We start from the raw sequence: 24,457 nt of genomic DNA, 5'->3' as shown, positions 1-24,457 counted from the left end.
TGAGACGGCGGCGGGTGCGAGCCCGCCGCCGTTTTTCGTTTCAGATCACCTTGAACAGACGCAGGGCCTGATAGCCGGCGGACAGGAGCACCACGGCGCCGACGCCGTAGGTCAGGGCGCGACGCGGGGCGATGCGGGCGATGACGCCGGCGAAGGGAGCGGCGATCAGGCCGCCGATGATCAGGCCCAGCACCGCCATGGCGTGGGTGGAGAAGCCCTCGGCCTCCTGCCAATGTCCGGTCAGCAGGGCGACCAGGAAGGTGGCGGAAATGGCGGAGGTGACGAAGAACTCCGCCGTATTGGTGGTGCCGATCGAGACGCGCGGATCCTGACCCGTGCCGACCAGGGTTGTGGTGACCGTGGGTCCCCAACCGCCGCCGCCGATGGCGTCGAAGAAGCCGCCGACCAGACCCAGAGGGCCGGCGAACTTGCGCGGGAAGATCCGCTCGCGCGTCTGACGGGTGGCGCGCCAGATGATCACGACGCCCATGATGGCCAGATATGTGGTGATGAAGGGCTTCAGCAGATCGCCGTCGATGCTGGTCAGAACGAAGGCGCCGAAGCCGCCGCCGACGACGCCGCCGAGCGCCAGCGGCACGAACAGCTTCCAGTTCACGTTCTTGTTGACCGTATGGGACCCGGCCGACGCCGCCGTGGTGAAGACCTCGGCGGCGTGGACGCTGGCCGACGCCGTCGCGGGCGGCACGCCGAACGACAGCAGGACGGTCGAGGAAATCACGCCATAGGCCATGCCCAGCGCCCCATCCACGATCTGGGCCAGAAAACCGACGGCGAGGAAGAGCAGGAAATCTTGCATGGCGTCCTCTGAAACAGGGGCGAACGGTGCGGGCTATTTCCCTAGTCGGTCAATAGGAGAAGAAGTGACGGCGGCTTGCAGAAGGGTTCGCGCCTCGAAGACGGCGGCAATGGCGTCACGCCCGTCCTGAAGGACAGGCTGCAACGGACAGGTCTCGACATCCGGGCAGGTTTCGCAGGGGCCATGTGCGGTGCGCGAGGCGCAGGGCGCGAGGGCCAGCGGGCCTTCAAGTGCGCGGATCACGTCGGCGAAGCTGATGGCGTCGGCGGGCGCGCCCAGCGCATAGCCGCCCGCCCTGCCCCGCTTCGAGGCCAGCAGACCCTGACGGCGCAGATCCAGCAGGATGGCCTCCAGGAACTTTCGCGGGGCCGCCGCCGCCTCGGCGATCTCGGCGATGGTCGCGGGGCCGCCGCCCGGCAGACCGGCCAGATGCACCATGGCGCGCAGGGCGTAGCGGGACCGGTTCGACAGCATGATCCGTGATCGCCCGCCTGAGCCCCAGACGCAAGCTGCGAGGGCCGGACCCCACCCTTCAGGCGAGCCGCGCCACCGCCTCCAGAATCTGCGCGCCGTTATAGGGTTTCAGCACCAGGGCCTCGGCCATGTCCGCATTCTTCGCGGCGGCGGCCACATCGCCGGAGATGAAGATGACCCGCACGGCCCAGCGGTCGGTCAGGACGCGGGCCAGTTCCACCCCGGTCATCTCGCCTGACAGATTGATGTCCAGCAGCGCCGCATCGATGCTGTGCAGCGCAGCGGCGGCTTCGGCGGCGGCGGCGCTGTGGAACGGGCCGACGACATTGTGGCCCGCCTCGGTCAGCAGTTCGGTCAGGGAGGCGGCGGCGTCGGGATCGTCCTCGACCACCAGCAGGGTCAAGGCCTCGATCTCGGCCGGCGCCGTGGCGTCAATCGGCGTCTGGCGGGTGACGACGGCGCGAAGGTCGCGCCAAACCTCGGTCGAGGGGCGGTCGGTGTCCAGATCATAGATGGCGGCCATGGCCTTCAGTTCGCGGGCGTCCTCGGGCGACAGGTCGCCGCCGGTCTCGGCCAGACGGCTGTCGTACAGGCGGCACAAACGATCGACGCTTTCGGCGACCTCGGCGGCGTCGAGCTGCGACGGGGGCGGGCGATCGAACATGGCGTCCTCCTTACGGTTGTTCGATCTCAACTAATGGCTTTGAGCCGATTGCGTCACCGCGACTGACGCCATCGTGACCCGGCCGTCATCGCCGATCACAAGCGCGGCGCCGGCGCTGGTCCACGCCCGGACACGGCTTGCAATCGACACGACGCCCCCCGGCGGGTAAGGACGGCGCTCCGCTTTTTCTCAGGACATTTCCCTCTTGCGACTGCCCCAGGCCCGTCTCGATCAGGTGCTCGACCGTTTCCATGAAGTGGAGGCGCGCATGGGTTCGGCGACCGACGGCGCCGAGATCGTGCGGCTGTCCAAGGAGCACGCCGAGCTGAAGCCCGTCGTCGATGCGGTCCAGGGCTTGGCGCGCGCGCGCGCCGAAATGGCGGACCTGGAAGCCATGACGGCCGATCCGGAAATGGCGGCGATGGCCGAGGAAGAGCTGCGGGCGCTGACCGACCGGCTGCCCGAGCTGGAGCGCGAGGTCGCCCTGCTGCTGGCCCCGCGCGACGCCGACGAGAACGCCTCGGCCGTGCTGGAAGTGCGCGCCGGCACCGGCGGGGACGAGGCGGCCCTGTTCGCGGGCGACCTGTTCCGCATGTATTCGCGCTACGCCTCCACGCGCGGCTGGCGGATCGAGCTGGACTCGGCGACCGAGGGCGACGCCGGCGGCTATAAGGAGATCATCGCCACGGTGACGGGCGAAGGCGTGTTCGGCCGGCTGAAGTTCGAGAGCGGCGTTCACCGGGTGCAGCGCGTGCCGACGACCGAGTCGCAGGGGCGCATCCACACTTCTGCGGCGACGGTGGCGGTCCTGCCCGAGGTCGAGGACGTGGAGATCGAAATCCACGACAAGGACATCCGCATCGACACCTTCCGCGCGTCGGGTTCGGGCGGCCAGCACGTCAATACGACCGATTCCGCCGTGCGCATCACCCACCTGCCTACCGGCATCATGGTGACGTCGTCGGAGAAGTCCCAGCACGTCAATCGCGACAAGGCGATGAAGAACCTGCGCGTGCGCCTGTACGACATGCAGCGTCAGGCCAAGGATCTGGCCCGCTCGGACAGCCGCAAGTCACAGGTCGGGTCGGGCGACCGGTCGGAGCGGATCCGCACCTACAACTATCCGCAAGGGCGGGTCAGCGATCACCGCATCAACCTGACCCTGCACAGCCTGCCCCAGATCATGGAAGGCGACATCGATCCGCTGCTGAACGCCCTGATCGCCGAGGACCAGGCCGCACGTCTGGCCGACCTGGAAGCCGAGTTCGGTTGATCAGCCCAGGACGCCTGTCAGCGGCAGCCACAGCACCACGCCGGTGACGGCGGTATAGCCGGCGAAAGCATGCACCGACTTCAACCGGCCGCTAGCCAGCGGGCTGTCGAGATCGGCGCGGTTGACCCACAGCAGATAGGCGGCCTGAATCGCCCAACCGGCGAGGAAGGCGACCACGGCCCAGGCGCTGAGCGCCGCCAGCGCGACGCCCGACATCAGGACCACCACGCCGCCCAGGGCGATCACGCCGTCTGCGATCTGATCGTCTGCGGGAACGGCGATGAAGCCGGACAAGGCCCGTTGCAGACGCCAGTTGAGCCAGGCCTGATACAAAAGCATCAGTCCGCCCAAGACGTAAAACATCCCTATCGCGCGCGCCGCCCACTCCATGTCCGAAATAAGGCGCCATTTTCTGCGGTTGTAATCAGGGAAAATGCGACGCCGATTCGGATCGTTAACGACCGGCGCAAATTAGACACAACCGTTGGTCTGCGAGCGCGCCCGCTAAGCTTTCGCGGCCAGGGCGCGCTGTACCGCCGGACGCGCCTTCATGCGCTCGAAATGCGCCTGGACGCGCGGAAACTCGGCGATGTTCACGCCGTCGCTTTCCAGCCAGCCGGCGAAGGTGAACAGATAGGGGTCCGCGACTGTATAGGCGTCGCCCATCGCCCATTCGCCAGTCAGGTCCGCCTCGATCAAGGCGAAGCCGTCGCGCATGTTCTGCGTCACCTTGGCCGCCATCGACGCCTGGGCGGCGGGGTCGTCGCTCCAGCGCGAGGCGCGGCGACCGTGGGCATGGGCGACGTGGACGGTCGTGGCCAGATAGAGGTTGAACGCCTGCATCCGCGCGAAGGCGAAGGGATCGGTCGGAGCCAACAGGCCGGGCGGCGACAGGGCGGCGATGTGCGCCAGAATGGCCGGGCTTTCGGTCAGGACGCCCTTACCGGTCGCGAGCGCAGGAACGCGCCCCTTGGGATTGATCGTCAGATAGGCCGGCTCGCGTTGCTCGGCCTTGCCGAAGTCGACCAGACGAACCTCATAGGCAAGCGCAGACTCTTCCAGCGCGATATGGCTGGCCCGGCTGCAGGATCCGGTCGCGGCGTAGAGGGTCAGCATGGTCGCGCCTCACAGCAAAGAAAAAGGCGGCGAGATCATCGCCGCCTTTCAGGAAATCAGAGGTCCAGCAGGGCCCGCGCCGGATCTTCCAGCAGTTCCTTGACCCGGACCAGGAAGGTCACGGCTTCCTTGCCGTCCACGATGCGGTGATCGTAGCTGAGGGCCAGATACATCATGGGGCGGATCTTGACCTCGCCGTTGATGGCCATCGGGCGCTGCACGATGTTGTGCATGCCCAGGATGCCCGACTGCGGCGCATTCAGGATCGGCGTCGACATCAGCGAGCCATAGGTGCCGCCGTTGGTGATGGTGAAGGTGCCGCCCTGCATCTGATCCATGGTCAGCGAGCCGTCACGCGCGGCCTTGCCCAGGGCGCCGATGCCCTTTTCGATGCCGGCGAGGCTGAGGGTGTCGGCGTCGCGCAGGACCGGAACCACCAGACCCTTGTCCGTGCCGACGGCGACGCCGATGTCGTAGTGGTTCTTGTAGATGATGTCGGTGCCGTCGATCTCGGCGTTGACGGCCGGGATCTCATGCAGTGCCGCGACGACGGCCTTGGTGAAGAAGGACATGAAGCCCAGCTTCACGCCGTGGCGCTTTTCGAACACGTCCTTGTACTGGGCGCGCAGGGCCATGACGTTGGTCATGTCCACCTCGTTGAAGGTGGTCAGCTGGGCGGCCGTGTTCTGCGATTCCTTCAGGCGACGGGCGATGGTCTGACGCAGGCGCGTCATCTTCACCCGCTCTTCGCGCGGCTGGTCGGCGCGCGGCGCGGCGGGCGCTGCGGCGGCGGCAGGGGCCGGAGCCGAGGCCTGGCCGATGGCGGCGATGGCGTCGGCCTTGGTGATGTTGCCCTTCGGTCCCGTGGCGTTGATGGCCTTGGGATCCAGATTGTTCTCGCCGACCACGCGCTGGACGGCGGGCGACAGGGTTTCGTTCTTCGAGGCCGAAACCTGGGCCGAGCCGGTGTTGGCCGGGGCGGCGGCGGGCGCCGGTGCGGCGGCGGCCGGCGCGCTCGCAGCGCCCGAACCCGAGATGGAGCCGATCTTCTGGCCCGGCGTGACGGTCGCGCCTTCGTCGGCGGCGATGGTCAGAACGCCGTCAGCCGGGGCGGAGACTTCGACCGCGACCTTGTCGGTCTCGATCTCGACCAGCAGCTCGTCCTTCTTGACCGTGTCGCCGTTCTTCTTGACCCACTTGCCCATCGAGCCCTCGGCGACGCTCTCGCCCATGACCGGCACGGTGATGTCGATCGAGGCGGCGGCCGGAGCAGCGGCGGCCGGCGCGGCCTTGGCGGCCTTGGCAGGGGCAGCGGCGGGCGCAGCGGGCGGAGCGGCGGCGGCGGACGCGCCCTCGGTCACCGAACCCAGGACCGTGCCGGGAACGACATTGTCGCCCTCGGCCGCCTTGATGTCGCCCAGCACGCCGTCGGCGGGCGAGACGACCTCCAGCGAGACCTTGTCGGTCTCCAGCTCGACCAGCAGTTCGTCCTTCTTGACCGGATCACCGACCTTCTTGGTCCACTTTGCGATGGTGGCTTCGGTGACGGATTCACCGAGGGCGGGGGTCAGGATGTCGGCCATGTCAGGTCCAGCTCGTCTCTAGTCGGTCTTTTATACGTGTATCAGGCGAAGGCTTCGGTCGTGAAGGCTTCGAGTTCCTTCAGGTGCCGGCTCATCAGACCGGCGGCGGTCGAGGCCGAGCCGGGACGGCCGACATAGCGGGCGCGCTTGGCCTTCACGTCCAGCTTGTCCAGCGTCAGCTCCAGCCACGGATCCACGAAGGTCCAGCCGCCCATGTTCTTCGGCTCTTCCTGGCACCAGACCAGTTCGGCGTTGGGGAAGCGGGCCAGTTCCTTGCGCAGCGACTGGATCGGCCACGGATAGAACTGCTCCAGACGCAGGATATAGACGTCGTCCACGGCCTGGCCGTCCTTGGCCTTCTTCTCGCGCGCGTCCAACAGGTCGTAATAGACCTTGCCCGAACACAGGATGACGCGGCGGATGTCCTTGTCCGCCTTGATCGTGATGCCGGCGATCTCGGGCCGCGTCTGGGCGTCGTCGTGCAGGACGCGGTGGAAGGCCGAGCCCTCCGCCAGGTCCGCCATGGACGAGACCGCCTTCTTGTGACGCAGCAGCGACTTTGGCGTCATCAGGATCAGCGGCTTGCGGAACGGGCGGTGCATCTGGCGACGCAGGATGTGGAAGTAGTTGGCCGGGGTGGTGCAGTTGGCGACCTGCATATTGTCTTCGGCGCACTGTTGCAGGAAGCGCTCCAGACGGGCCGAGGAGTGTTCCGGTCCCTGGCCTTCATAGCCGTGAGGCAGCAGCATGGTCAGGCCGCTCATGCGCAGCCACTTGCGTTCGCCCGAAGAGATGAACTGGTCGATCACCACCTGGGCGCCGTTCACGAAGTCGCCGAACTGGGCTTCCCACATGACCAGCGTATTGGGGTCGGCCAGCGAATAGCCGTACTCGAAGCCCAGCACCGCCTCTTCAGACAGGGCCGAGTCGATGACTTCGAAATTGGCCTGGCCTTCGCGTAGGTTGTTCAGCGGGATGTAGCGCTCTTCGGTCGTCTGATCGATGATGCCCGAGTGACGCTGCGAGAAGGTACCGCGCACCGAATCCTGACCCGACAGACGGATCGGGAAACCTTCATCGACCAGGCTGGCGAAGGCCAGGCTCTCGGCCGTGGCCCAGTCCAGGCCTTGGCCCGAGGTGATGGCTTCGCGGCGACCGTCGATGACGCGCTTCAGCGTCTTGTGCATGTCGACGCTGTTGGGGATCGTGGTCAGGCGGTGGCCCAGGTCGGTCAGCTTGGCCAGCGGCACGGCGGTGTCGCCGCGCAGCTCGTCCTTGGGCGACTGGAAGCCCTGCCACTGGCCGTCCAGCCAGTCGGCCTTCTCGGCGGACCAGGTCTTGCCGGCCTCGAACTGCTCGTCGAGGAATTTCTCGAACCGCTCGACCTCGGCGTCCACCTCGGCCTGGCTGATCACGCCTTCGGCCACCAGACGCTGCGAATACAGTTCGCGGGTCGAGGGCTGGGCGCGGATCTTCGAATACATCAGCGGCTGGGTGAAGGTGGGGTCGTCGCCTTCGTTGTGGCCGAAGCGGCGGTAGCAGAACATGTCCACCACCACGTCCTTGTGGAACTTCTGGCGGTATTCGGTGGCGACCTTGGACGCGAAGACGACGGCCTCGGGGTCGTCGCCGTTCACGTGGAAGATCGGCGCCTGGACCATCAGGGCCACATCCGACGGATAGGGCGAAGAGCGCGAGTTGCGCGGGCTGGTGGTGAAGCCGATCTGGTTGTTGATGACGAAGTGCAGCGTGCCGCCGGTGCGGTAGCCCTTCAGTCCCATCAGGGCGAAGCATTCCGCGACTACGCCCTGGCCGGCGAAGGCGGCGTCGCCGTGGATCAGCAGCGGCACGACCTTGGAACGGTCCAGCGCCCACTGTCCCTCGGGCACGCCCTCGTTGGCCTCGCGAATGTCGAACGCCTGTTTGGCGCGCGCCTTGCCCAGCACGACCGGGTTGACGATCTCGAGGTGAGACGGGTTGGCGGTCAGCGACAGGTGGACGTGGTTGCCGTCGAACTCGCGGTTCGACGAGGCGCCCATGTGATATTTGACGTCGCCCGAGCCCTCGATGTCGCTCGGCACGGCCGAGCCGCCCTGGAACTCGTGGAAGATGACCTTGTAGGGCTTGCCCATCACGGCGGCGAGCACGTTCAGGCGGCCGCGGTGGGCCATGCCCAGCACGACCTCGTCGACGCCCAGCGAACCGCCGCGCTTGATGACCTGCTCCAGCGCCGGAACCATGGCCTCGCCGCCGTCCAGACCGAAGCGCTTGGTGCCGGGGAAACGCTTGTGCAGGAAGCGTTCGAAGCCTTCGGCCTCGACCAGCTTGGACAGGATGGCCAGCTTGCCTTCCTTGGAGAAGGCGTTCTGCTCGAACTTGTCGGCGCCCTCGAACCGCTGCTGCAGCCAGGATTTCTCTTCCGGCTCAGCAATGTGCATGAACTGGATGCCGATATTGCCGCAGTAGGTGCGCTTCAGGATCTCCAGCACTTCGCGGATGGTGCCGGTCTGAAGACCAAGCACGCCGTCCAGGAAGATCGGACGATCCAGATCGGCGCCGGTGAAGCCGTAGAATTCGGGCGTCAGCTCGGGGTTCTCGACCGGCTGCTCGATGCCCAGCGGGTCCAGCTTGGCCTGCAGGTGACCGCGCACGCGATAGCTGCGGATCAGCATCAGGGCGCGGATGGAATCGTGAGCGGCGGCGCGGATCGCATCGGCCGAGACGTCGGCCGATGCGGCCGTGGGCGCAGCAGCCGGCGCAGCGCCGGGCTTTTTGGGATCAGGCTTCGGGGCCGGCCAACGGCCGTCGAAGACGCCGGTCTCCTCCGTCGGCTCGGTCGCGACGCCACGGCCCCAGCTGCCTGCGCCGGCCGAGGCGGTCACCAGCGCGGCGTTGTCGCGCAGCTGGTCGAAGAAGGTCTTCCATTCGGCGGAAACGGAGCCGGGGTCTTTCGCCCACTTCTCCTGAAGCTCCTCGACGTAGGCCGCATTGGACCCGTAGAGGAATGAGGTCTCGGCAAAGACCTGGTTCAGCCGACCGGCATCGTCCGCCATCGTTTCGCAATCCCTGGGCCCCGACGGACACATCTCCGTGAGGGGCGCGCCCGTCATATAGGCGTCGTTTCCTGACGGGTCATGACCGAAACGGGGCAATTTAGTAGGAAATTGGTCGCAGGCCCAAGAAAAAACGCCCCCGGCCTGAGCCGAGGGCGTCCATCGATGCGTCATACGGCATTTTTGATGCCGAAAAGTGATCAGGCTGAGAGCATCAGCCCTTCAGCACTTCGACCAGGGTCTTGCCGAGGCGAGCGGGCGATTCCGACATGCGGATGCCGGCGGCTTCCATCGCCGCGATCTTGGATTCCGCATCGCCCTTGCCGCCCGAGACGACCGCGCCGGCGTGGCCCATGGTGCGGCCCTTCGGAGCGGTACGGCCCGCGATGAAACCGGCCATCGGCTTCTTGCGGCCCTTCTTGGCTTCGTCGATCAGGAACTGGGCGGCGTCTTCTTCCGCGCCGCCGCCGATTTCGCCGATCATGATGATCGAGGTGGTTTCCTCGTCGGCCAGGAACAGCTCCAGCACGTCGATGAACTCGGTGCCCTTGACCGGGTCGCCGCCGATGCCGACGGCCGTGGTCTGGCCCAGGCCTTCATTGGTGGTCTGGAACACGGCTTCATAGGTCAGGGTGCCCGAACGCGACACGATGCCGACCGAGCCCTTCTTGAAGATGTTGCCCGGCATGATGCCGATCTTGCACTCGTCCGGCGTCAGGATGCCGGGGCAGTTCGGGCCCAGCAGGCGCGACTTGGAGCCTTCCAGACGACGCTTGACCTTGACCATGTCCATCACCGGGATGCCCTCGGTGATGCAGGTGATGAAGGGGATTTCGGCGTCGATGGCTTCGATGATCGCGGCGGCCGCGCCCGACGGCGGGACGTAGATCACCGAGGCGTCGGCGCCCGTGGCGTCACGGGCTTCGGCGACCGAGGCGTAGATCGGCAGGCTCTCACCGTGCGATCCGGTCCAGTTCGTGCCGCCCTTGGAGGGATGCACGCCGGCGACCATCTGTGTGCCGTGATAGGCCAGGGCCTGTTCGGTGTGGAAGCCGCCGGTCTTGCCGGTCAGGCCCTGGACGATGATCTTGGTGTTCTTGTCGACGAGAATGGACATGGGTCTGTGCTCTGAATTCGATGTGTCAGCGGGGCGGTGGCGAGTAAGGCCGAAGCCTTAGCCGACCGCCGCGACGATCTTCTGGGCGGCGTCGTCGAGGTCGTCGGCGGCCTGGATGGTCAGACCCGACTCGTTCAGGATTTTCTTGCCCAGTTCGGCGTTGGTGCCTTCCAGACGCACCACCAGCGGCACCTTCAGGCCCACTTCCTTCACGGCCGCGACCACGCCCTCGGCGATGACGTCGCACTTCATGATGCCGCCGAAGATGTTGACCAGGATGCCCTGGACGTTCGGGTCGGCGGTGATGATCTTGAAGGCCGCCGCGACCTTCTCCTTGCCGGCGCCGCCGCCGACGTCGCAGAAGTTGGCCGGCTCCTTGCCGTACAGCTTGATGATGTCCATCGTCGCCATGGCCAGACCGGCGCCATTGACCATGCAGCCGATGTTTCCGTCCAGCGAGACGTAGGCGAGGTCCCACTTGGACGCTTCGATTTCCTTGGCGTCTTCTTCGGTTTCGTCGCGCAGTTCCTTGATGTCGTCGTGGCGGAACAGGGCGTTGCCGTCGAAGCTGACCTTGGCGTCCAGAACGCGCAGATGGCCGTCCTTCATCACGATCAGGGGGTTCACCTCCAGCATGTCCATGTCCTTCTCGACGAAGGCCTTGTACAGCGCGGGGAACAGCGACTTGGCGTCTTCGGCCGCGACGCCCGTCAGGCCGTAGGCGGCAGTGATGGCGGCGACGTCGGCGTCGGTCACGCCCGCGCTCGGGTCGATGACGATGTTCTGGATCTTCTCGGGCGTGTCGTGGGCGACGGTTTCGATATCCATGCCGCCTTCGGTCGAGACGACGAAGGCGATGCGGCCATAGGCGCGATCGACCAGCAGCGAGCAGTACAGTTCACGCTCGATGTCGGCGCCGTCCTCGATGTAGAGGCGGTTGACCTGCTTGCCGGCGTCGCCCGTTTGGGCGGTGACCAGGGTGTTGCCCAGCATTTCCTTGGCGTGGGCGACGGCTTCCTCGACCGAGAAGGCCAGGCGAACGCCGCCCTTGGCGTCGGCCGGCAGTTCCTTGAACTTGCCCTTGCCGCGGCCGCCGGCGTGGATCTGCGACTTCACGACATAGAGCGGACCGGGCAGCGACTTGGCGGCCGCCTCGACCTGATCGACCGACGTCACCGCGACGCCTTCGGCGACGGGTGCGCCGAAGCCTTTGAGGACCTGCTTGGCCTGATATTCGTGAATGTTCATGGGGGACCGTCGCAACCGCTGCTGGGAGAGTTGCGGGGCTTATAGGCCCCACCCCTTCGCAGGTGCAACCGTCCACAGCCCCCCTTTAGTCGACCCAGTCCTTCTTGAGGGTGCGCGACGCCCCGATCAGCAGGATCGCGGCGAGCACATAGAAGCCCATGCCGGTGTAGATGGCCCAGCGCAGGCTTTCCTCGCCGAAGCGCGGGGCCAGCAGGTCGCTCATCCAGCCGAAATAGTAGAAGCCGACCGCGATCCCGAGCAGATTGTTCAGCAGCAGGAACAGGGCCGAGGCTGTCGAGCGCATGGCCGCCGGCACCAGATGCTGGACCGCCGCCGTGATGGGGCCCAGCCAAGCGAGGTTCAGTCCGGTCGGCAACAGGAAGATCAAGAAGGCCAGGGTCAACTGCTGAACGTGGCTGCCGCCGCCGGGCAGAACCAGGCCGATCAGCCAGGGCGAGTTCATCGCCAGGATGAAGCACGGCGCCGAGATCAGGAAGGCGATGGCGGGCGTCAGCGGATAGGCGCCCTTGCCCTTCTTGGACAGCTTGTCGGCGATCATGCCGCCCAGCCAGATGCCCAGGATGCCGCCGATCAGGGCGATGCCGGAATAATAAATGCTGGTCTGTTTCAGGGTCAGGTCGAAGCTGCGCATGAAGAACAGCGGCAGCCAGCCGGCCACGCCATAGCCGCACACCGACGACGAGGCGGCGCCAAGGCCCAGCAGCCAGAAGCTGGGCTTCTTGATCACCACCGAAGCGGTGCGCCGCGCGATCATCAGCGAAACGCCGATCACCACCGCCAGCAGGCCGCCGAACGCCAGCACCAGCGGATTGCCCAGCGACGTGCCCATCAGCCAGCTCAAGGCGCCGAGGATCAGCAAACCGGCGCCAAGCCCCAGCATGATCTGCGCGGCGATCTTGCCGGCCCGATCGGTGCCGACCGGCGCGGCCGCCAGGGCCGCGACCTGCGCTTCGGTCTTGATGGCGTCTGTGCCGCCCCGCCTGGGATCACGCACCGTGAGACGCAGCAGGGGTGCGACCAGCACGCCCAACAGGCCGACCACGATGAAGGCGGTGCGCCAGCCGTAGGTCGCCGCCAGCAGACCGCCGACCAGGGTCCCCGCCGCCATGCCCAGCGGAATGCCGAAGGCGAAGGCCGCCATGGCCCGCGCGCGCTGATGCGGCGGGAAATAGTCGGCGATCAGCGAATAGGCCGGAGCCACGCCGCCCGCCTCGCCGATGCCCACGCCCATCCGGCACAGGAACAGCTGGCCGAACGACCCGGCCATGCCGCACAGGGCGGTGAAGCCCGACCAGACGGCCAGGGCGCCGGTCATGATCCAGACCCGGCTGAACCGGTCCGCCAGCCAGGCCAGGGGAATGGCCAGCGTCGAATAGACCGAGGCGAAGGCGATGCCGCCCAACAGGCCGAACTGGCTGTCGGACATGCCGAACTCTTCCTTCAGCGGCGCGGCCAGGATGCCGATGATCTGGCGATCCAGGAAGTTCAGCATGTAGATCAGGATCAGAACCGCCAGCACATAGTAGCGGTAGCCGGGCCGCTCAGGCCGCTCGGGCCGCGCCTCCTGGACCGTCAGCGTCTCCGTCGTCATCGGCGTTTCCCCTCGGCGTCTTGTTGTTTGTTGAGGCGAGCCTAGCCGCAAGTCCGCCCTGTGCAAAATAGGCCTGGCGGAGCGAAAAGGGGCGGCGGCCCGGAGACCGCCGCCCCTCGTCGTCAGGCGTTAGGAATGGAGATCAGAACCGGTAGGTCAGGCGCGCCGAATAGGTGGTCGGCGGGCCGTAGAAGGCGCTGATCGAGTTGTTGTAGGTGGCGCCCGGGAAGCTGTAGCCGCCGACCTTGTAGCGGACGTCGGTCAGGTTGCGACCGAACAGGCCGACCTCCCAACGCTTGCTCGGCGCCGTCCAGACCACGCTGGCGTCGGCCAGGACATAGCCCTTCTGATCCAGGATCGGGTCCGGCGTGTCGAACAGATGGTAATCCGAACGGTAGGACAGCGACGGCGTGACGCGGGTTTCGCCGCCCAGGATGTCGCCGCGCCAGGTCATGCCGTAATAGGCCGACCATTCCGGCGAGTTCTGGGGCTCGCGCAGGTTCGAGATATCGACGGGCGTGCCCGTGATGCGGGTGATGAACTCGTCGAACTCATTCTTCAGATAGCCGACCGAGAAGTTGGCGGTGATGTCGCTGGTCAGATAGGCCGACCCTTCCAGCTCGAAGCCGTAGATGGTCGAGGCGCCGGCGTTGTCGACGACCGACGCGATGCCGACGGCGGGCGGCGTGGCCACCTGCTGGGTCGTGATCTGCTGGTCCTTGTAGTCGGAGTAGAAGATCGCCGAAGCGAAGTTCATGCGGCGATCGAAGGCCGATCCCTTCAGTCCGACTTCATAGGTGGTGACCGTCTCGGGCTGGTAGCCGTTGACCGTCTGGGGCACCAAGGCTGCGTCGCCGCGCATGTCCCAACCGCCCGACTTGAAGCCTTGGCTGACCGAGGCGTAACCAGTGATTTCGTCGCTGAAGTCATACGAGATGCTGGCGCGCGGCGTGAACTTCTCGAAGGTGTCCGATGCTGTATAGTTGGTGCGGGTCGCAAAGACGGCGCGCGGCGTGCCGCCGGTCAGCGGGCTGCGCGTGGCGCCGAGATAGAACTGGCGCAGGACGGCGGCGTCCTTGTCGTCGCGGGTGTAACGGCCGCCCAGCGACAGGTGCAGGCGATCGGTCAGGTCGTAGCTGAAGTCGCCAAAGATCGAGAAGGACTTGGTGTCCACCGACCCGGCTGCCGCGATCGACAGACCCAGATTGCCGGCGATGGTGTCGAAGACGCCTGACGACGTGCCATCCAGATAATAGACGCCGGCCACGCCGGACCAGCGCTCGCCGGTGAACAGGGCCTGGAACTCCTGGCTGAACTGGTGGTCGGCGTAGATAGCCGGCACGTCCAGGGTCGGGTTCGGCGTCTGGTCGAAGTCGATGATGGTGGCGGTGTCGCCCGAACGATAAGCCGAGATCGACTTCAGCGTCAGCATGTCGTTGACCCGGTATTCGCCGGTCAGGGCCACGCCCTCAGTCACGACCTTCTGCTCGCCGGTGATGCCGGCGTAGGTGTCGTATTTGCCGGCCGGCGCGCGCCAGAGGCCGTCGGTCGAGGTGACCTCGCGGTGACCGTGGCGAGGGCTGGAGTTGTCCTCGACCCGGTCCCACGCCAAGCGGAAGAACAGGTTGTCGTTCGGCGTCCATTCCGCGCTGGCGCGATAGGCGGTGACGTCCTTGTCGTACTGGTCCTTACCGGTGTTCAGGTTCTTGCCATAGCCGTCGTGGTTATAGGTGGCGACCGCACCGCCGATGGCGAAGGTCTGGCCGACCGGGACCGAACCCGACAGCAGGAAGTTGTGCTCGTTATAGGCGCCGACCTCAGCGCGTGCGGTCAGGCTGGGATCCTGGCCCAGACGTTTCGTGACGTATTTAATCGCGCCGCCAATGGTGTTGCGACCGTAGAGGGTGCCTTGCGGTCCGCGCAGCACTTCGATGCGCGAGATGTCGAAGATATCCAGCACGGCCCCCTGCGGACGGGCGACGTAGACGTCGTCGACATAGAGGCCGACCCCCGGCTCGAAGCCCCACAGCGGATCTTGCTGGCCAACGCCGCGGATGAAGCTGATCAGGGTGGAGTTGGAGCCGCGTGCGATCTGGACCGTGGCGTTCGGCGTCTGCTGCTGGAGCGCGGTGATGTTGACGGCGCCCGTCTGTTCCAGACGCTCGGCGCTGAGGGCGGACACGGCAATCGGCACATCCTTCAGCTGCTCGTCGCGGCGGCGCGCGGTGACGACGATGTCGTCGACGGTCGCCGCGCTCTGGTCGGCGTTCGCCGCCTGAGCTGCGGCCTCCGCGTCCTGGGCGACCGTGGCCCCCGCAAGCACGCCCCACGCCGCGCCGGCCAGCAGCGCGCACTTCACATGACGGTTCATGATCCTAGACCCCTTTGTCGTTTCCAGCCCGATGGACGCTTTTATTCAGCGTTCAATGATTTTCACGGAACCTACCCGGTTTCGGCCGTCTGTCAAACACTGGACTGACGCAACGTCACTTGGGTCCCCGACCGTGGCGCCGTTGCACCGTCGCGGTCGTGCGCCTAGCCTTGCCGGATGAGCAAGCCGGACGCCGCCACCCTTTCCCGCCCCGTCGCCGCCGCGCGCCGCAAGGCGGCGGGCGCTGCCCCGGCGCGGCGCGGCCGGCCGCCCAAGACCGAGGCCAAGGCGGCGGGCGAGACGCGCGATCTGATCCTTGATGCGGCCGAGGACCTGTTTTCCAAACACGGCTTCTACGGCGTCACCATCCGCGAGGTGGCGCGCGAGGCGGGCGTCGATACGGCTCTGGTTCACTACTATTTCGGGGCCAAGCGCGAGCTGTTCGACGCGGTCTTCCTGCGCCGGGCCGAGGTCTGGAACGACGATCGCGTCGCCGCCATCGACCGCTATGCCGAGACGGCGGGCGACGACATGACGCTGGAAGGCTTGCTGGAGGCCTTTCTGCGGCCGCCGTTCGAATGGTCGCTGAAGGGCGGGCCGGGCTGGAAACACTATTCCGCCCTGGTGGCCCAGACCAACGCCAACCCCAGTTTCGGCGGCGAGACGATGGCGCGCTATTTCGACCCGGCCATCCACCGGCTGATCGAACTGATCGCCAAGGTGCTGCCGGGCGCCAGCGAGGTCGATCTGTATTGGGGCTATCACAATCTGTCGGGCGCCCTGACCCTGACGCTGGGCGAGACGGGGCGCCTGGACCGGCTGTCGAACGGGCGGGCGCGATCCGGCGATCTGGAGACGGCGGGCGACTATATGGTCCGGTTCGCGGCGGCCGGCTTCCGCGCCGTGGCGGGAATGACCCCGCGCCAGGGCTGATCGGTCACGCCGGGGCGCCGTCGCGCGCCCGGCTTTCGCCCGGCCGAAAATCGTGGTTTCAAGGCGCGATCTTCCGACTGCGAAAGCCCTGATGACCGCCCCTGCCGCCGACCGCCGCCGCACCTTCTTGCGCGGCCTCATCGTCGCCGTTCTGGCGGGCGTCTTTCTGGCGGTGACCGGCGCCTTCGGCAGCGCGGGCGCATCGCTGCCCGTACGGCTGGCCTATTGGGTGCTGGTCATGGTGCTGGGCGGACTGTGGGGGCATCTGTGCGGGGTGCTGGTCAGCCGGTTCCTGGATTCGGACGAGCGGCCCTGGCTGAGCATCGCGGTCATGGTCGTGATCATCACCGGGCCGCTGTGCGTGCTGGTCTGGGCGGCGACGGGCCTGTTCTTCGCCCAGAGACTCTATCCGCTGGCGGTGCTGCCGGAACTGGTCGTGCCCGTCGTGGTCATCACGGCGGCGGTGACGACGTTGAACGTCTTTCTGGGGCGGGCCACGCCAGTCCAGACCCATGCGGCGCCGACCGAGACAGCGGCTCGCCCGGTTCGGTTTCTGGACCGTCTGCCGATCAAGCTGAAAGGCGCGACGATCCGGGCGGTGCAGGCCGAGGACCACTATCTGCGCATCCACACCGACCGGGGGTCGGACCTGATCCTGATGCGGCTGTCGGACGCCGTGGAAGAGCTGGAGGGGCTGGAGGGCGCCCAGACGCACGCAGCTGGTGGGTGGCGCGCGAGGCGGTGCGCGCCGTCGAACGCGGCGACGGCCGCGCGACCCTGACGCTGGACGGCGGCCTGTCGGCGCCCGTCAGCCGCCGCTACGCCCGGATGCTGCGCGACGCCGAATGGTGGTGAGGCTCTCTTTGAGCGCATGATTCACGCTTCGGACGGGGCCGCGTTGCGCCCCGATCCGAAACGATCACGCGCTAGGGCGCGGGCTGGGTGGTCAGCATCGACGCCGGCGCGGCGCAGCCTGTCAGTTCGTCGTCGCCGATCTCGACCTTGGCCGTCAGCGGATAGGTGCGGTCGCTCATGCCGTCCGAACATTCGGTGGCGATCAGCACGACGTTCAGCGCCTTGTTCAGATTGGTCGAGCTGGCGAAGGTCGCGACGGTGCCCTGCACCGTCGCGCCATGGTTCGGCGCGCGCTGGGTCGGCTGATCGACGCGGGTGTAGATCAGGGCGTCCGGCGTGATCTCGACGCCCCAGAAGGGTTCAGTCCCCAGCGCCCGCACCGGCTGGCCCAGATCGACCCCGCCCAGGGTGACGGCGGCCTGGGGCTGCGGCGCCGGCTTGGGCTTGGACGCCTCGCGGTCGTAACAGGCGCTGAGCGAAAGACCGGCCAAGGCGATGGCGAGCGGGGCGACGGCGATGAGGCGCATGACGGCTCCTTTTGGTTCGGGCGCAGGTGAGGTCCCCGCCGCCCTCGGTCAAGGGGCGCGGCTGGGTTATGCTGATCCCATGTCGATTCGCCCCACCGCATTCGAGTTCTTCGCCGGGGGCGGCCTGGCGGGGCTGGGACTGTCCTCCGCCGGCATCGACACCGTCTTCGCCAACGACATGGACGCGGCCAAGGCACGCGCCTTCAAAGCCAATCATCCGCACACGCCGTTTCGTCAGGGCGATGTCTGGAGCCTGACCACCGAAGATCTGCCGGGACGGCCGGACATGGCCTGGGCTTCGTCGCCCTGTCAGGACGTCAGCCTGGCGGGTGCGCGCGGCGGGCTGGAGGCCGGGCGGTCGGGCGCCTTCTGGGGCTTCTGGCGGCTGATGCAGGGGCTGGCGGCAGAGGGACGCGGCCCGCGCGTGATCGTGTTGGAGAACGTCATCGGCCTGCTGAGCTCCGGGCCCGGGACCGAAGTGGGGCGGGATTTCGCGGCCGTCTGCACGGCGATGGTCGAGGCGGGCTATACGGTCGGCGCGCTGGAGATGGACGCCGCCCATTGGCTGCCCCAGTCGCGCCCGCGTCTTTTCGTCGTGGCCATTCAGGGGGAGGCGCCGCGCGCGGCCGGTCCGACCCACCCCTTCCATTCACCGCGTCTGGTCGCCGCCCACGCGCGCCTGCCCGAGGCGGTCAAGGCGGCCTGGGCCTGGTGGTCGCTGCCCGCGCCGTCGCAGCGCAATCTGGACCTGGCGGCCATTCTGGAGCCGGACGACGCCGTCTGCTGGCTGGATGATGCGGACGCCATCCTGGCCCTGGCCGCGCCGCTGCACCGCGCCCGGATCGCGTCGGCCCTGGCGTCTGGCCGGCGCTGTGTCGGCGCCGCCTATCGCCGGGTGCGGACCGAGAACGGCCGCAAGGTCCAGCGGCTGGAAATCCGGTTCGATGGTCTGGCCGGATGCCTGAGGACGCCGGCTGGCGGCTCGTCGCGTCAATATGTGGTGGTGTGCGATCAGGGCCGGGCGCGGGTTCGGCGGCTGACGGGGCGCGAGGCCGCGCGGCTGATGGGCGTGTCGGACGACTATCGCCTGCCGTCCAGCGAAAGCGCGGCGCTGAAGCTGATGGGCGACGCCGTCGCCGTGCCGGTGGTCAGGGCGCTGGCCGAAGGGCTGCTGGCGCCCGCGCTGATGGATCGACGCGCCGCCGCCTGACGCCGTCACTGATCGCCCAGATAAAAACACCCCCCGGGATATCGCCCGAGGGGTGGGAAACTTGCGGTCCTTAGCGCTGGACCCACTGGCCCTGGGCGTTGCGGTACCATTGGCCCGAGGAGATGCGGGGCAGCAGCTGGGCCTCGAACATCCGGGCCCCGGCGACATCCGCCGAGGTGCCCGCGTCGGCGGCGCTGCGGGCATAGGCGGCGCGGCGGCCGGAGTTGGTGGCGTCCACCGCGGCGCGCAGGCTGGCGTCCGAGGTCGGGGTGCGGAAGCCCAGATAACCGTCGGCCTGCTCGCCCACGACGCCGGCGGCCTTGGCCTGGTCGATCTGCGCCTTCTGGGCGCTGGTCTGGGCGAGGGCGGCGCCCGCTACGCCCAGGGCCGCAACGGCGGCGCCGATGACGAAGAGTTTGCGGAAGGTCATGTCAGCCTGTCCCTTTCAGAGAGAAGCGGGAAATCAGAAGAGGTTGGGGTTCTGTTGCAACAGCTGTTGCAGCTCCTGGTCCAGACGAACGCGAACGTCGGCGTCCAGCTTGGCGTAGATCTGGATCGGCGCGACCTCGAGACGGATGGTCGGGGCGCAGGCCGCGAGGGCGACGACGACGGCTCCGAACCCGAGGCCGGCCAGTTGGCGCTTGTGGATCATGACATGGGCTCCGGTTCGGCCGAGGGTGATGTCTCTAATAGCACGCCGTCCAATGAACGCGCGCTGAATGGTGAAGTTCAATCGGCGGGCGCCGGGACGGGCGCGGGCGTCGCCTCCTGCTGCCCCTGGCGGGCGCGATTGACGGCCAGCAGATCCGAGATCAGCTGGTTGGCGTTCAGGGTCGTGTCCAGCGTCAGATCGATCTGTGTGTTCGACGGCAACGGCAGTTTGCGGTTCAGGAACTGGCGGCTGATCAGTTCGCCGATCGTCAGGCGAAGCTCCTGGCGTTTGGGAGGATCGTGGCGGCCGCGAATGTGGAACAGGACCGCCAGACGTCCGCCGTCCAGGCTGTTCACATCGGCGCTGAGCTGATCGAAGGACAGGTTCTCCATCGCCTGATAGGCCAGGTCCTCGACGACGTTCTCCGACACCTCGCCGCCGCCGCTGGCGGCGACGTCGGTCAGGACATCACGCTTGATCGACAGGCGGCCCGGCTGGACCGCCTCCAGCTTGCCGGCGGTGATCTTGAGCCCGCGCTTGGGGTCCATGATGAAGGGCAGGCGGCCCGAGACGACGGCGTCCAGCTGCACCTTGTCGTCAAAGCCGGTGTCGGCGACGATATCGCCAAGCTGCACCCGGTCCAGCACGATCACGCCGCTGTAGGGCTGGCTCGCGTCCAGCGGCACGGTGAAGGGCTCGACCGAGACGGTGCCGCCGCCGGCGACGACCTGGGCGCCGTCGATCAGCACCCCGGCCTCATTGATCGAGAAGGTCACATCCAGCGCCGTGACCGCCGTGCCGACGGCCAAACTGTCGGCCGTCAGCTTCTGGTTTGGGGCGGTGACCAGGGGTGTCAGGCTGCTGAAGACGATGTCGCCGCGCAGCCCCTTCACCGCCCCGACCGGACTGACGAAATCCAGCCCCGGCGTGACCAGATGGCCGCTGGAGGTCGGTTCGGCGTCCTTGGTCCAGTCGAAACGCCCGTCGAAGCTGACGGCGCCCTCGACCGGCGACTGCAGGAAGTCGGCGGCGAGCGGACTGAGCATCGCCGGCTGAAGCCCATGCTCTGCGAAGGTCACCTTCGGGGCGGTGATGACGATGCCGCCCGATCCAGTGCGGCCATCGTGCGCCAGGGTCAGGCGGCCGAGATCATAGGCGGCGGCCGCGCCCGTGCCCTTCAGATCGAAGGCGCCGCTCCAGCGTTCGTTGGCCAGCGTCGCAGATCCTGAGGCGGAAAGCGGTTCGAACCGTTCGGGCGTAAGAGCGTCGATGACGCGAGCGGCGGCCACATTGGCGGTCAGGCCGATGCCCGCCTTGGTCCCGTCGATCGTGACACGGCCCGCGGCGTCGGCGAACCGCATGCCGAGGAAGGGCGCCTGGGCCGACACCTGACTGAACCCGCCCGCGACGCGCCAGACGCCGTCCCTGGACGTCAACAGCGGAACGCCCTGGGGACACAGTTTGCCGGCGACCTGATGGACGTCGTTCTCGTCAAGCTCCAGCCGCTCGACGGTCAGGTCGACGCAGTCCGATGTCGCATAGGTCAGCGGGCCGGCGTTCAGGGCCAGGACGCCGCGCGTCCGGGCGTCGATGCCGCGCGCCAGGTCGAAATCCAGTCGGGCGCGACCGTCCAGCGTCGCTTCGAACCCGCCCTCGGTCAGGCGCCAGTTCGGGACCGCGACGGACATTTCCGGCAGGCCCTTGCCGCGCGTGGCGGTCAGGGTCAGCGCCCCGCCGCCCAGTCGCCCCGGCTCGGCCTGATAGGCGCCGCCCTGACCCTGAGCCACCGTCAGGACGCCACCGTTGGCGGGCGTCAGGGTCACGGGACGCGACAGGGCGACGGTCGTGCCGGCCGCGCCCGTGGCGAAGCGGACGGCGGGCGCATTCAGGGCGAAGCGTCCCAGCGCGCGCTTCATCTCGGCCAGCTCGGCGATGTCGTCGGCGCCCACCGCGCCGAAAAGGGGCCAGGCGCCGTCCGCGGCGCGAAGCGATCCGTTCGCCGCGATCTGAATCCCGCCGTCGCTGACCACGTCCAAGTCCACATCGGCGCGACCGCGCTTCAGCGCCAGGTCGCCGAAATAGAAACGGTCGAAGGTCGCGCTCAAAGGCCCAGTCGCCTCGAAGGCCGCGTCCTTGCCGCCCAAGGCCAGGTCGCGCGACGTCAACGACAGTCCGCCGATCGTCGTCTGACCCGTCCGTCCCGAACCGGCGGTCAGGGCCAGCGGCCCCTGCATGCGCCAGCGCACGGCGTCGTCGCGCGACACCGTCAGCTTGCCGCGCGTCGCCGTCGCGGCGACATCGGCGATGCGCAGGTCTGCGCCCTCGACGGCCGCCGCCTTCAGCGCGGTCGTGACCTCGCCGTCCAGCCGGAAGGTTTCGATCCAGCCGGAGACGGCGCCGTCGAACCGCGCGGCGACATCGGCGCTGCGGGCGCTGAGCGTCGAGGTTCCCAGGCGCTCGCCCGTCAGGCGGGCGTCCAGAACCGCCCGGCCGTCGCCGCGCCGCGTCTTCAGATCCGGATAGGGCAGATCGCCGGTCAGGGTCAGCGCAGCCCCCTGTCCTCGGGCCGCCGGTGTGGTGAAGCTGTCGGCGGCGGCCGACAGCTTGATCGCCATCCGGTCGCCGGTTGTGGTCAGGTCCAGCAGGCCGGACAGGCCCTGGGCCTGCGTTTCGCCGCTCTTCAGCGCGGCTTTCGGCAGGCGCGCCGCCAGCCGCATCAGCTTGCCGTCGTCAATCCGGGCGTCAGCCAGCAGATCGACCGGCCCGTATTCCGTATTCAACCGCCCGCGACCGCCCTCGACGATGACCAGGGGTCCGCGCGAATCCGGGCGCGGCGGCCCGCCGGTGAATTCCTTGATCAGCGGGTCCAGCGAGCCGAACGACAGCTTTCCGCCCTTCCAGCTGGCGCGGACGACCGGTCGCAGCAGGCGGATGCGGCTGGGGGTGACGCCCAGGCCCGACCTGGACCACGGCAGGGCGACGGCGTAATCGACCTCGGCCCGCTCGACCACGACATCGGGATTTTCGGGATCGCCGATGCGGATGCGGCCGACGAAGCCGTCGATCTCGATCCGCTCCACCTCGACATCGGCCGGGATCCCGCGCTGGTCCAGCCAGCCGACGAGGACATTGCGGGCCACAGCACGGCGATTGAGATAGATCAGGGCGGCCACCACGCCAATCAGCAGCGCCAGGATCAGAACCCCGACGGCCACGGCGCGCAGGATGCGACGGGTCTTGGCCTGCGGCTTTGGCTTGGACGGTGTGTCGGTCAAACGGCTCGATCGCGTGATTGAAACAGCGGGCCGTCCACCTTGGTCATCCTTATCCCCAGAACAAGATCAAAGCATGACGGTCGGTTTTCGGCGCCCGTCTCCTGCCGGTCAAGCTGGGCCAGATAACGGCGAATCGGCCGGTCGGGATCCCTGCGCCGTCGAGCTTTGTCTGACGCACGTTAACCGTTTGTAACGGTCTGCTTTCCAAAATGAGACAAGCGCGGTATAGGACCGCCTTCGCGCCACGGGCGATACGGCGCGATCTTCGAGAACGAGTAAAGCTTTGGCGCCAAAGGCGTCGCAATACGACGGGGACCGATGGCTCAGTTCGACCCACGCCGCCAGCCGATGCGGCTCGCGCCGCACATGCTCACGGCGGCGGCTGCAATCTCGGTGGCGATGCTCGCTGGTCGAGCCTATCAACCCGCTCAGGCCGAAGAAGTTCCCGCCCTGACCTCGGTCCAGATGGCGGCCATGGAAGCCAAGGCCTTCGCCGCCGCCAACGCGCCCGCCGGCCTGACCGCGCCCGAGGCCGTCAACGTCCAGATCCGCCGCGGCGAAACCTTCGAGCAGGCCGTGCGCCGCACCGGCGTCGCGCCCGAAGAAGCCAGCGCCGTCGCCGCCACCGTCGCCAACGCCTTTGACCTCGCCGATCTGCGCGCCGGACTGAAGTTCGAAACCGCCATCGCCAAGCCGCGCAACGGCCGGGGCGACGCCCGCCTGATCGGCCTGACGATGCGCACCGGCCCGGCGTCCCAGCTGACCGTATCGCGCAGCTTCGACGGCGCCTTGCGCCTGCGTTCGCTGGAAGAAAAAGTCACCCATGAGACCGTCGTCCTGAAGGGCGATGTCGAGCGCAGCCTGTCCGCCAGCGCGCGTGAACTGGGCGCCACCGCCTCCATCGTCCGTTCCGCGAGCCGCCTGTTCGCCACCAAGTTCGACATGCAGCGCGACATCCGCGCCTCCGACGAGTTCACCATGGTCTTCGACCGTGAAGTGACCGAGGCCGGACGCACGGTGGACGTGGGCGACCTGATGTACGCCGAACTGCGCGGCGTCACCTTCTATCGCTTCAAGCCCGCCGGCGCGAAGGAAGCTCAGTTCTTCGACTCGAACGGCAAGAACCTGCGCTCCGCCATGATGCGCACGCCGCTGCAGAGCTTCCGCCGCGTGTCGTCCAACTTCGGTTTCCGCACCCACCCGATCTCGGGCTACAAGAAGATGCACCAGGGCATCGACTTCGCCGCCGGAACCGGCACGCCGGTCGTGGCCCCCGCCGATGGCGTGGTGGTCGAGGCGCGCCGCTGGGGCGGGTATGGCAACTGGCTGCGCATCCGCCACAACAACGGCCTGGAAAGCGGCTACGGCCACCTGTCGCGCTACGGCTCGGGCATCCGCGCCGGCCAGCGGGTCAGCCAGGGTCAGATCGTCGCCTACGTCGGCTCGACCGGCGCCTCGACCGGTCCGCACCTTCATTATGAGCTGTGGCGCGGCGGCCAGCGGATCAATCCCGCCGGCGTGCGCACCCAGGAAGGCACCGAACTGGCCGGCGCCGACCTGACCGCCTTCCGCGCCGAAAAGGCCCGCATCGACCGCATCATCGCCTCGGGCGGTCAAAAGCGTCCGGCCATGCAGCAGGCCTCGGCCGAAGGCCTGCGGCCCGCCCGCGGCTAAGGT

General features: G+C 67.6%; 21 protein-coding genes. 6 read left to right on the top strand and 15 right to left on the bottom strand.

Going from position 1 to position 24,457, the window contains the following annotated elements; translation table 11 throughout:
• Positions 1-40: 40 nt before the first annotated feature.
• Genes A4249_RS14465 through A4249_RS14455 form a run of 3 tightly spaced genes read right to left on the bottom strand, consistent with a single transcriptional unit; the run spans position 41 to position 1,955 of the window.
• Positions 41-817: a sulfite exporter TauE/SafE family protein gene (locus tag A4249_RS14465; protein ID WP_055754604.1), complete on the bottom strand. Its 777-nt coding sequence runs from the start codon at positions 815-817 to the stop codon at positions 41-43.
• Positions 818-850: 33 nt separating this feature from the next.
• Positions 851-1,291 (bottom strand): RrF2 family transcriptional regulator, encoded by a 441-nt coding sequence (locus tag A4249_RS14460; RefSeq protein WP_066553898.1) that lies wholly within the window; start codon positions 1,289-1,291, stop codon positions 851-853.
• 58 nt (positions 1,292-1,349) lie between these two features.
• Entirely contained in the window at positions 1,350-1,955 is a 606-nt protein-coding gene (locus A4249_RS14455; protein WP_066553895.1) for a response regulator, read from the bottom strand.
• Between the two features lie 205 nt (positions 1,956-2,160).
• Here A4249_RS14455 and prfA point away from each other — a divergent pair, with 205 nt between their 5' ends.
• The gene (prfA, locus tag A4249_RS14450; protein ID WP_017505440.1) at positions 2,161-3,228 is read left to right on the top strand and encodes a peptide chain release factor 1; all 1,068 of its coding nucleotides are present in this window, start codon (positions 2,161-2,163) and stop codon (positions 3,226-3,228) included.
• On the opposite strand, the gene A4249_RS14445 is transcribed toward prfA, so the two are convergent.
• From A4249_RS14445 to A4249_RS14410, 8 genes are all read right to left on the bottom strand, one after another.
• A complete protein-coding gene (locus tag A4249_RS14445; protein WP_197458402.1) occupies positions 3,229-3,591 on the bottom strand; it encodes a hypothetical protein in 363 nt (120 codons plus the stop codon).
• A 141-nt stretch (positions 3,592-3,732) separates the two neighbouring features.
• Positions 3,733-4,344, bottom strand: a complete 612-nt coding sequence (locus tag A4249_RS14440) for a glutathione S-transferase family protein (RefSeq protein ID WP_066553889.1) — start codon at positions 4,342-4,344, stop codon at positions 3,733-3,735.
• 56 nt (positions 4,345-4,400) lie between these two features.
• A complete protein-coding gene (odhB, locus tag A4249_RS14435; RefSeq protein WP_066553887.1) occupies positions 4,401-5,927 on the bottom strand; it encodes a 2-oxoglutarate dehydrogenase complex dihydrolipoyllysine-residue succinyltransferase in 1,527 nt (508 codons plus the stop codon).
• Between the two features lie 41 nt (positions 5,928-5,968).
• Positions 5,969-8,980: a 2-oxoglutarate dehydrogenase E1 component gene (locus A4249_RS14430; protein ID WP_066553884.1), complete on the bottom strand. Its 3,012-nt coding sequence runs from the start codon at positions 8,978-8,980 to the stop codon at positions 5,969-5,971.
• A 214-nt stretch (positions 8,981-9,194) separates the two neighbouring features.
• Positions 9,195-10,097, bottom strand: coding sequence for a succinate--CoA ligase subunit alpha (gene sucD / locus A4249_RS14425; protein ID WP_017506566.1), 903 nt, complete (start codon positions 10,095-10,097; stop codon positions 9,195-9,197).
• Between the two features lie 57 nt (positions 10,098-10,154).
• Complete coding sequence (sucC, locus tag A4249_RS14420) at positions 10,155-11,345, bottom strand: ADP-forming succinate--CoA ligase subunit beta (RefSeq protein WP_066553881.1); 1,191 nt, start codon at positions 11,343-11,345, stop codon at positions 10,155-10,157.
• An 85-nt stretch (positions 11,346-11,430) separates the two neighbouring features.
• The gene (locus tag A4249_RS14415) at positions 11,431-12,957 is read right to left on the bottom strand and encodes a spinster family MFS transporter (RefSeq protein ID WP_066553879.1); all 1,527 of its coding nucleotides are present in this window, start codon (positions 12,955-12,957) and stop codon (positions 11,431-11,433) included.
• 142 nt (positions 12,958-13,099) lie between these two features.
• Positions 13,100-15,328: a TonB-dependent receptor gene (locus A4249_RS14410; RefSeq protein WP_066553877.1), complete on the bottom strand. Its 2,229-nt coding sequence runs from the start codon at positions 15,326-15,328 to the stop codon at positions 13,100-13,102.
• A gap of 177 nt (positions 15,329-15,505) precedes the next feature.
• Between A4249_RS14410 and A4249_RS14405 the strand changes: the two genes are divergently transcribed.
• From A4249_RS14405 to A4249_RS16980, 3 genes are all read left to right on the top strand, one after another.
• Positions 15,506-16,261 carry a TetR/AcrR family transcriptional regulator gene (locus A4249_RS14405; protein ID WP_066553876.1) on the top strand — a complete coding sequence of 252 codons (756 nt, stop codon included), beginning with the start codon at positions 15,506-15,508 and terminating at the stop codon, positions 16,259-16,261.
• 91 nt (positions 16,262-16,352) lie between these two features.
• Complete coding sequence (locus A4249_RS14400; RefSeq protein WP_231868719.1) at positions 16,353-17,042, top strand: LytTR family transcriptional regulator DNA-binding domain-containing protein; 690 nt, start codon at positions 16,353-16,355, stop codon at positions 17,040-17,042.
• Positions 17,003-17,116, top strand: coding sequence for a LytTR family transcriptional regulator DNA-binding domain-containing protein (locus A4249_RS16980; protein ID WP_231868718.1), 114 nt, complete (start codon positions 17,003-17,005; stop codon positions 17,114-17,116). Before A4249_RS14400 ends, A4249_RS16980 begins: the two co-directional genes overlap by 40 nt.
• 71 nt (positions 17,117-17,187) lie before the next feature.
• Here A4249_RS16980 and A4249_RS14395 read toward each other — a convergent pair whose 3' ends face one another.
• A complete protein-coding gene (locus A4249_RS14395; RefSeq protein ID WP_066553875.1) occupies positions 17,188-17,643 on the bottom strand; it encodes a COG3650 family protein in 456 nt (151 codons plus the stop codon).
• 79 nt (positions 17,644-17,722) lie between these two features.
• Between A4249_RS14395 and A4249_RS14390 the strand changes: the two genes are divergently transcribed.
• Positions 17,723-18,853 (top strand): DNA cytosine methyltransferase, encoded by a 1,131-nt coding sequence (locus A4249_RS14390; protein ID WP_066553874.1) that lies wholly within the window; start codon positions 17,723-17,725, stop codon positions 18,851-18,853.
• Between the two features lie 70 nt (positions 18,854-18,923).
• Here A4249_RS14390 and A4249_RS14385 read toward each other — a convergent pair whose 3' ends face one another.
• The 3 genes from A4249_RS14385 to A4249_RS14375 all read right to left on the bottom strand — a co-directional run bounded on the left by A4249_RS14385 (position 18,924) and on the right by A4249_RS14375 (position 22,780).
• Positions 18,924-19,283, bottom strand: coding sequence for a DUF1318 domain-containing protein (locus tag A4249_RS14385; RefSeq protein ID WP_066553872.1), 360 nt, complete (start codon positions 19,281-19,283; stop codon positions 18,924-18,926).
• Between the two features lie 33 nt (positions 19,284-19,316).
• Complete coding sequence (locus tag A4249_RS14380) at positions 19,317-19,505, bottom strand: YnbE family lipoprotein (protein WP_055754620.1); 189 nt, start codon at positions 19,503-19,505, stop codon at positions 19,317-19,319.
• Positions 19,506-19,582: 77 nt separating this feature from the next.
• Positions 19,583-22,780 (bottom strand): intermembrane phospholipid transport protein YdbH family protein, encoded by a 3,198-nt coding sequence (locus tag A4249_RS14375; RefSeq protein WP_066553867.1) that lies wholly within the window; start codon positions 22,778-22,780, stop codon positions 19,583-19,585.
• 318 nt (positions 22,781-23,098) lie between these two features.
• On the opposite strand from A4249_RS14375, the gene A4249_RS14370 reads away from it, so the two are divergent.
• Positions 23,099-24,454: a M23 family metallopeptidase gene (locus A4249_RS14370; protein ID WP_066553832.1), complete on the top strand. Its 1,356-nt coding sequence runs from the start codon at positions 23,099-23,101 to the stop codon at positions 24,452-24,454.
• Positions 24,455-24,457: the final 3 nt, after the last annotated feature.

This window comes from Brevundimonas sp. GW460-12-10-14-LB2, from assembly GCF_001636925.1.
GTDB classification, from domain to species: domain Bacteria; phylum Pseudomonadota; class Alphaproteobacteria; order Caulobacterales; family Caulobacteraceae; genus Brevundimonas; species Brevundimonas vesicularis.
The sequence above is the reverse complement of the archived record's forward strand: the minus strand, read 5'-3'. Positions and strand labels throughout refer to the sequence as shown.

Bases quoted from the DNA above. Each gene is read 5' to 3' on its own strand.
- A4249_RS14465 (WP_055754604.1), bottom strand. From the start codon at position 817: ATGCAAGATTTCCTGCTCTTCCTCGCCGTCGGTTTTCTGGCCCAGATC.
- A4249_RS14460 (WP_066553898.1), bottom strand. From the start codon at position 1,291: ATGCTGTCGAACCGGTCCCGCTACGCCCTGCGCGCCATGGTGCATCTG.
- A4249_RS14455 (WP_066553895.1), bottom strand. From the start codon at position 1,955: ATGTTCGATCGCCCGCCCCCGTCGCAGCTCGACGCCGCCGAGGTCGCC.
- A4249_RS14445 (WP_197458402.1), bottom strand. From the start codon at position 3,591: ATGTTTTACGTCTTGGGCGGACTGATGCTTTTGTATCAGGCCTGGCTC.
- A4249_RS14440 (WP_066553889.1), bottom strand. From the start codon at position 4,344: ATGCTGACCCTCTACGCCGCGACCGGATCCTGCAGCCGGGCCAGCCAT.
- odhB (WP_066553887.1), bottom strand. From the start codon at position 5,927: ATGGCCGACATCCTGACCCCCGCCCTCGGTGAATCCGTCACCGAAGCC.
- A4249_RS14430 (WP_066553884.1), bottom strand. From the start codon at position 8,980: ATGGCGGACGATGCCGGTCGGCTGAACCAGGTCTTTGCCGAGACCTCA.
- sucD (WP_017506566.1), bottom strand. From the start codon at position 10,097: ATGTCCATTCTCGTCGACAAGAACACCAAGATCATCGTCCAGGGCCTG.
- sucC (WP_066553881.1), bottom strand. From the start codon at position 11,345: ATGAACATTCACGAATATCAGGCCAAGCAGGTCCTCAAAGGCTTCGGC.
- A4249_RS14415 (WP_066553879.1), bottom strand. From the start codon at position 12,957: ATGACGACGGAGACGCTGACGGTCCAGGAGGCGCGGCCCGAGCGGCCT.
- A4249_RS14410 (WP_066553877.1), bottom strand. From the start codon at position 15,328: ATGAACCGTCATGTGAAGTGCGCGCTGCTGGCCGGCGCGGCGTGGGGC.
- A4249_RS14405 (WP_066553876.1), top strand. From the start codon at position 15,506: ATGAGCAAGCCGGACGCCGCCACCCTTTCCCGCCCCGTCGCCGCCGCG.
- A4249_RS14400 (WP_231868719.1), top strand. From the start codon at position 16,353: ATGACCGCCCCTGCCGCCGACCGCCGCCGCACCTTCTTGCGCGGCCTC.
- A4249_RS14395 (WP_066553875.1), bottom strand. From the start codon at position 17,643: ATGCGCCTCATCGCCGTCGCCCCGCTCGCCATCGCCTTGGCCGGTCTT.
- A4249_RS14390 (WP_066553874.1), top strand. From the start codon at position 17,723: ATGTCGATTCGCCCCACCGCATTCGAGTTCTTCGCCGGGGGCGGCCTG.
- A4249_RS14385 (WP_066553872.1), bottom strand. From the start codon at position 19,283: ATGACCTTCCGCAAACTCTTCGTCATCGGCGCCGCCGTTGCGGCCCTG.
- A4249_RS14380 (WP_055754620.1), bottom strand. From the start codon at position 19,505: ATGATCCACAAGCGCCAACTGGCCGGCCTCGGGTTCGGAGCCGTCGTC.
- A4249_RS14370 (WP_066553832.1), top strand. From the start codon at position 23,099: ATGGCTCAGTTCGACCCACGCCGCCAGCCGATGCGGCTCGCGCCGCAC.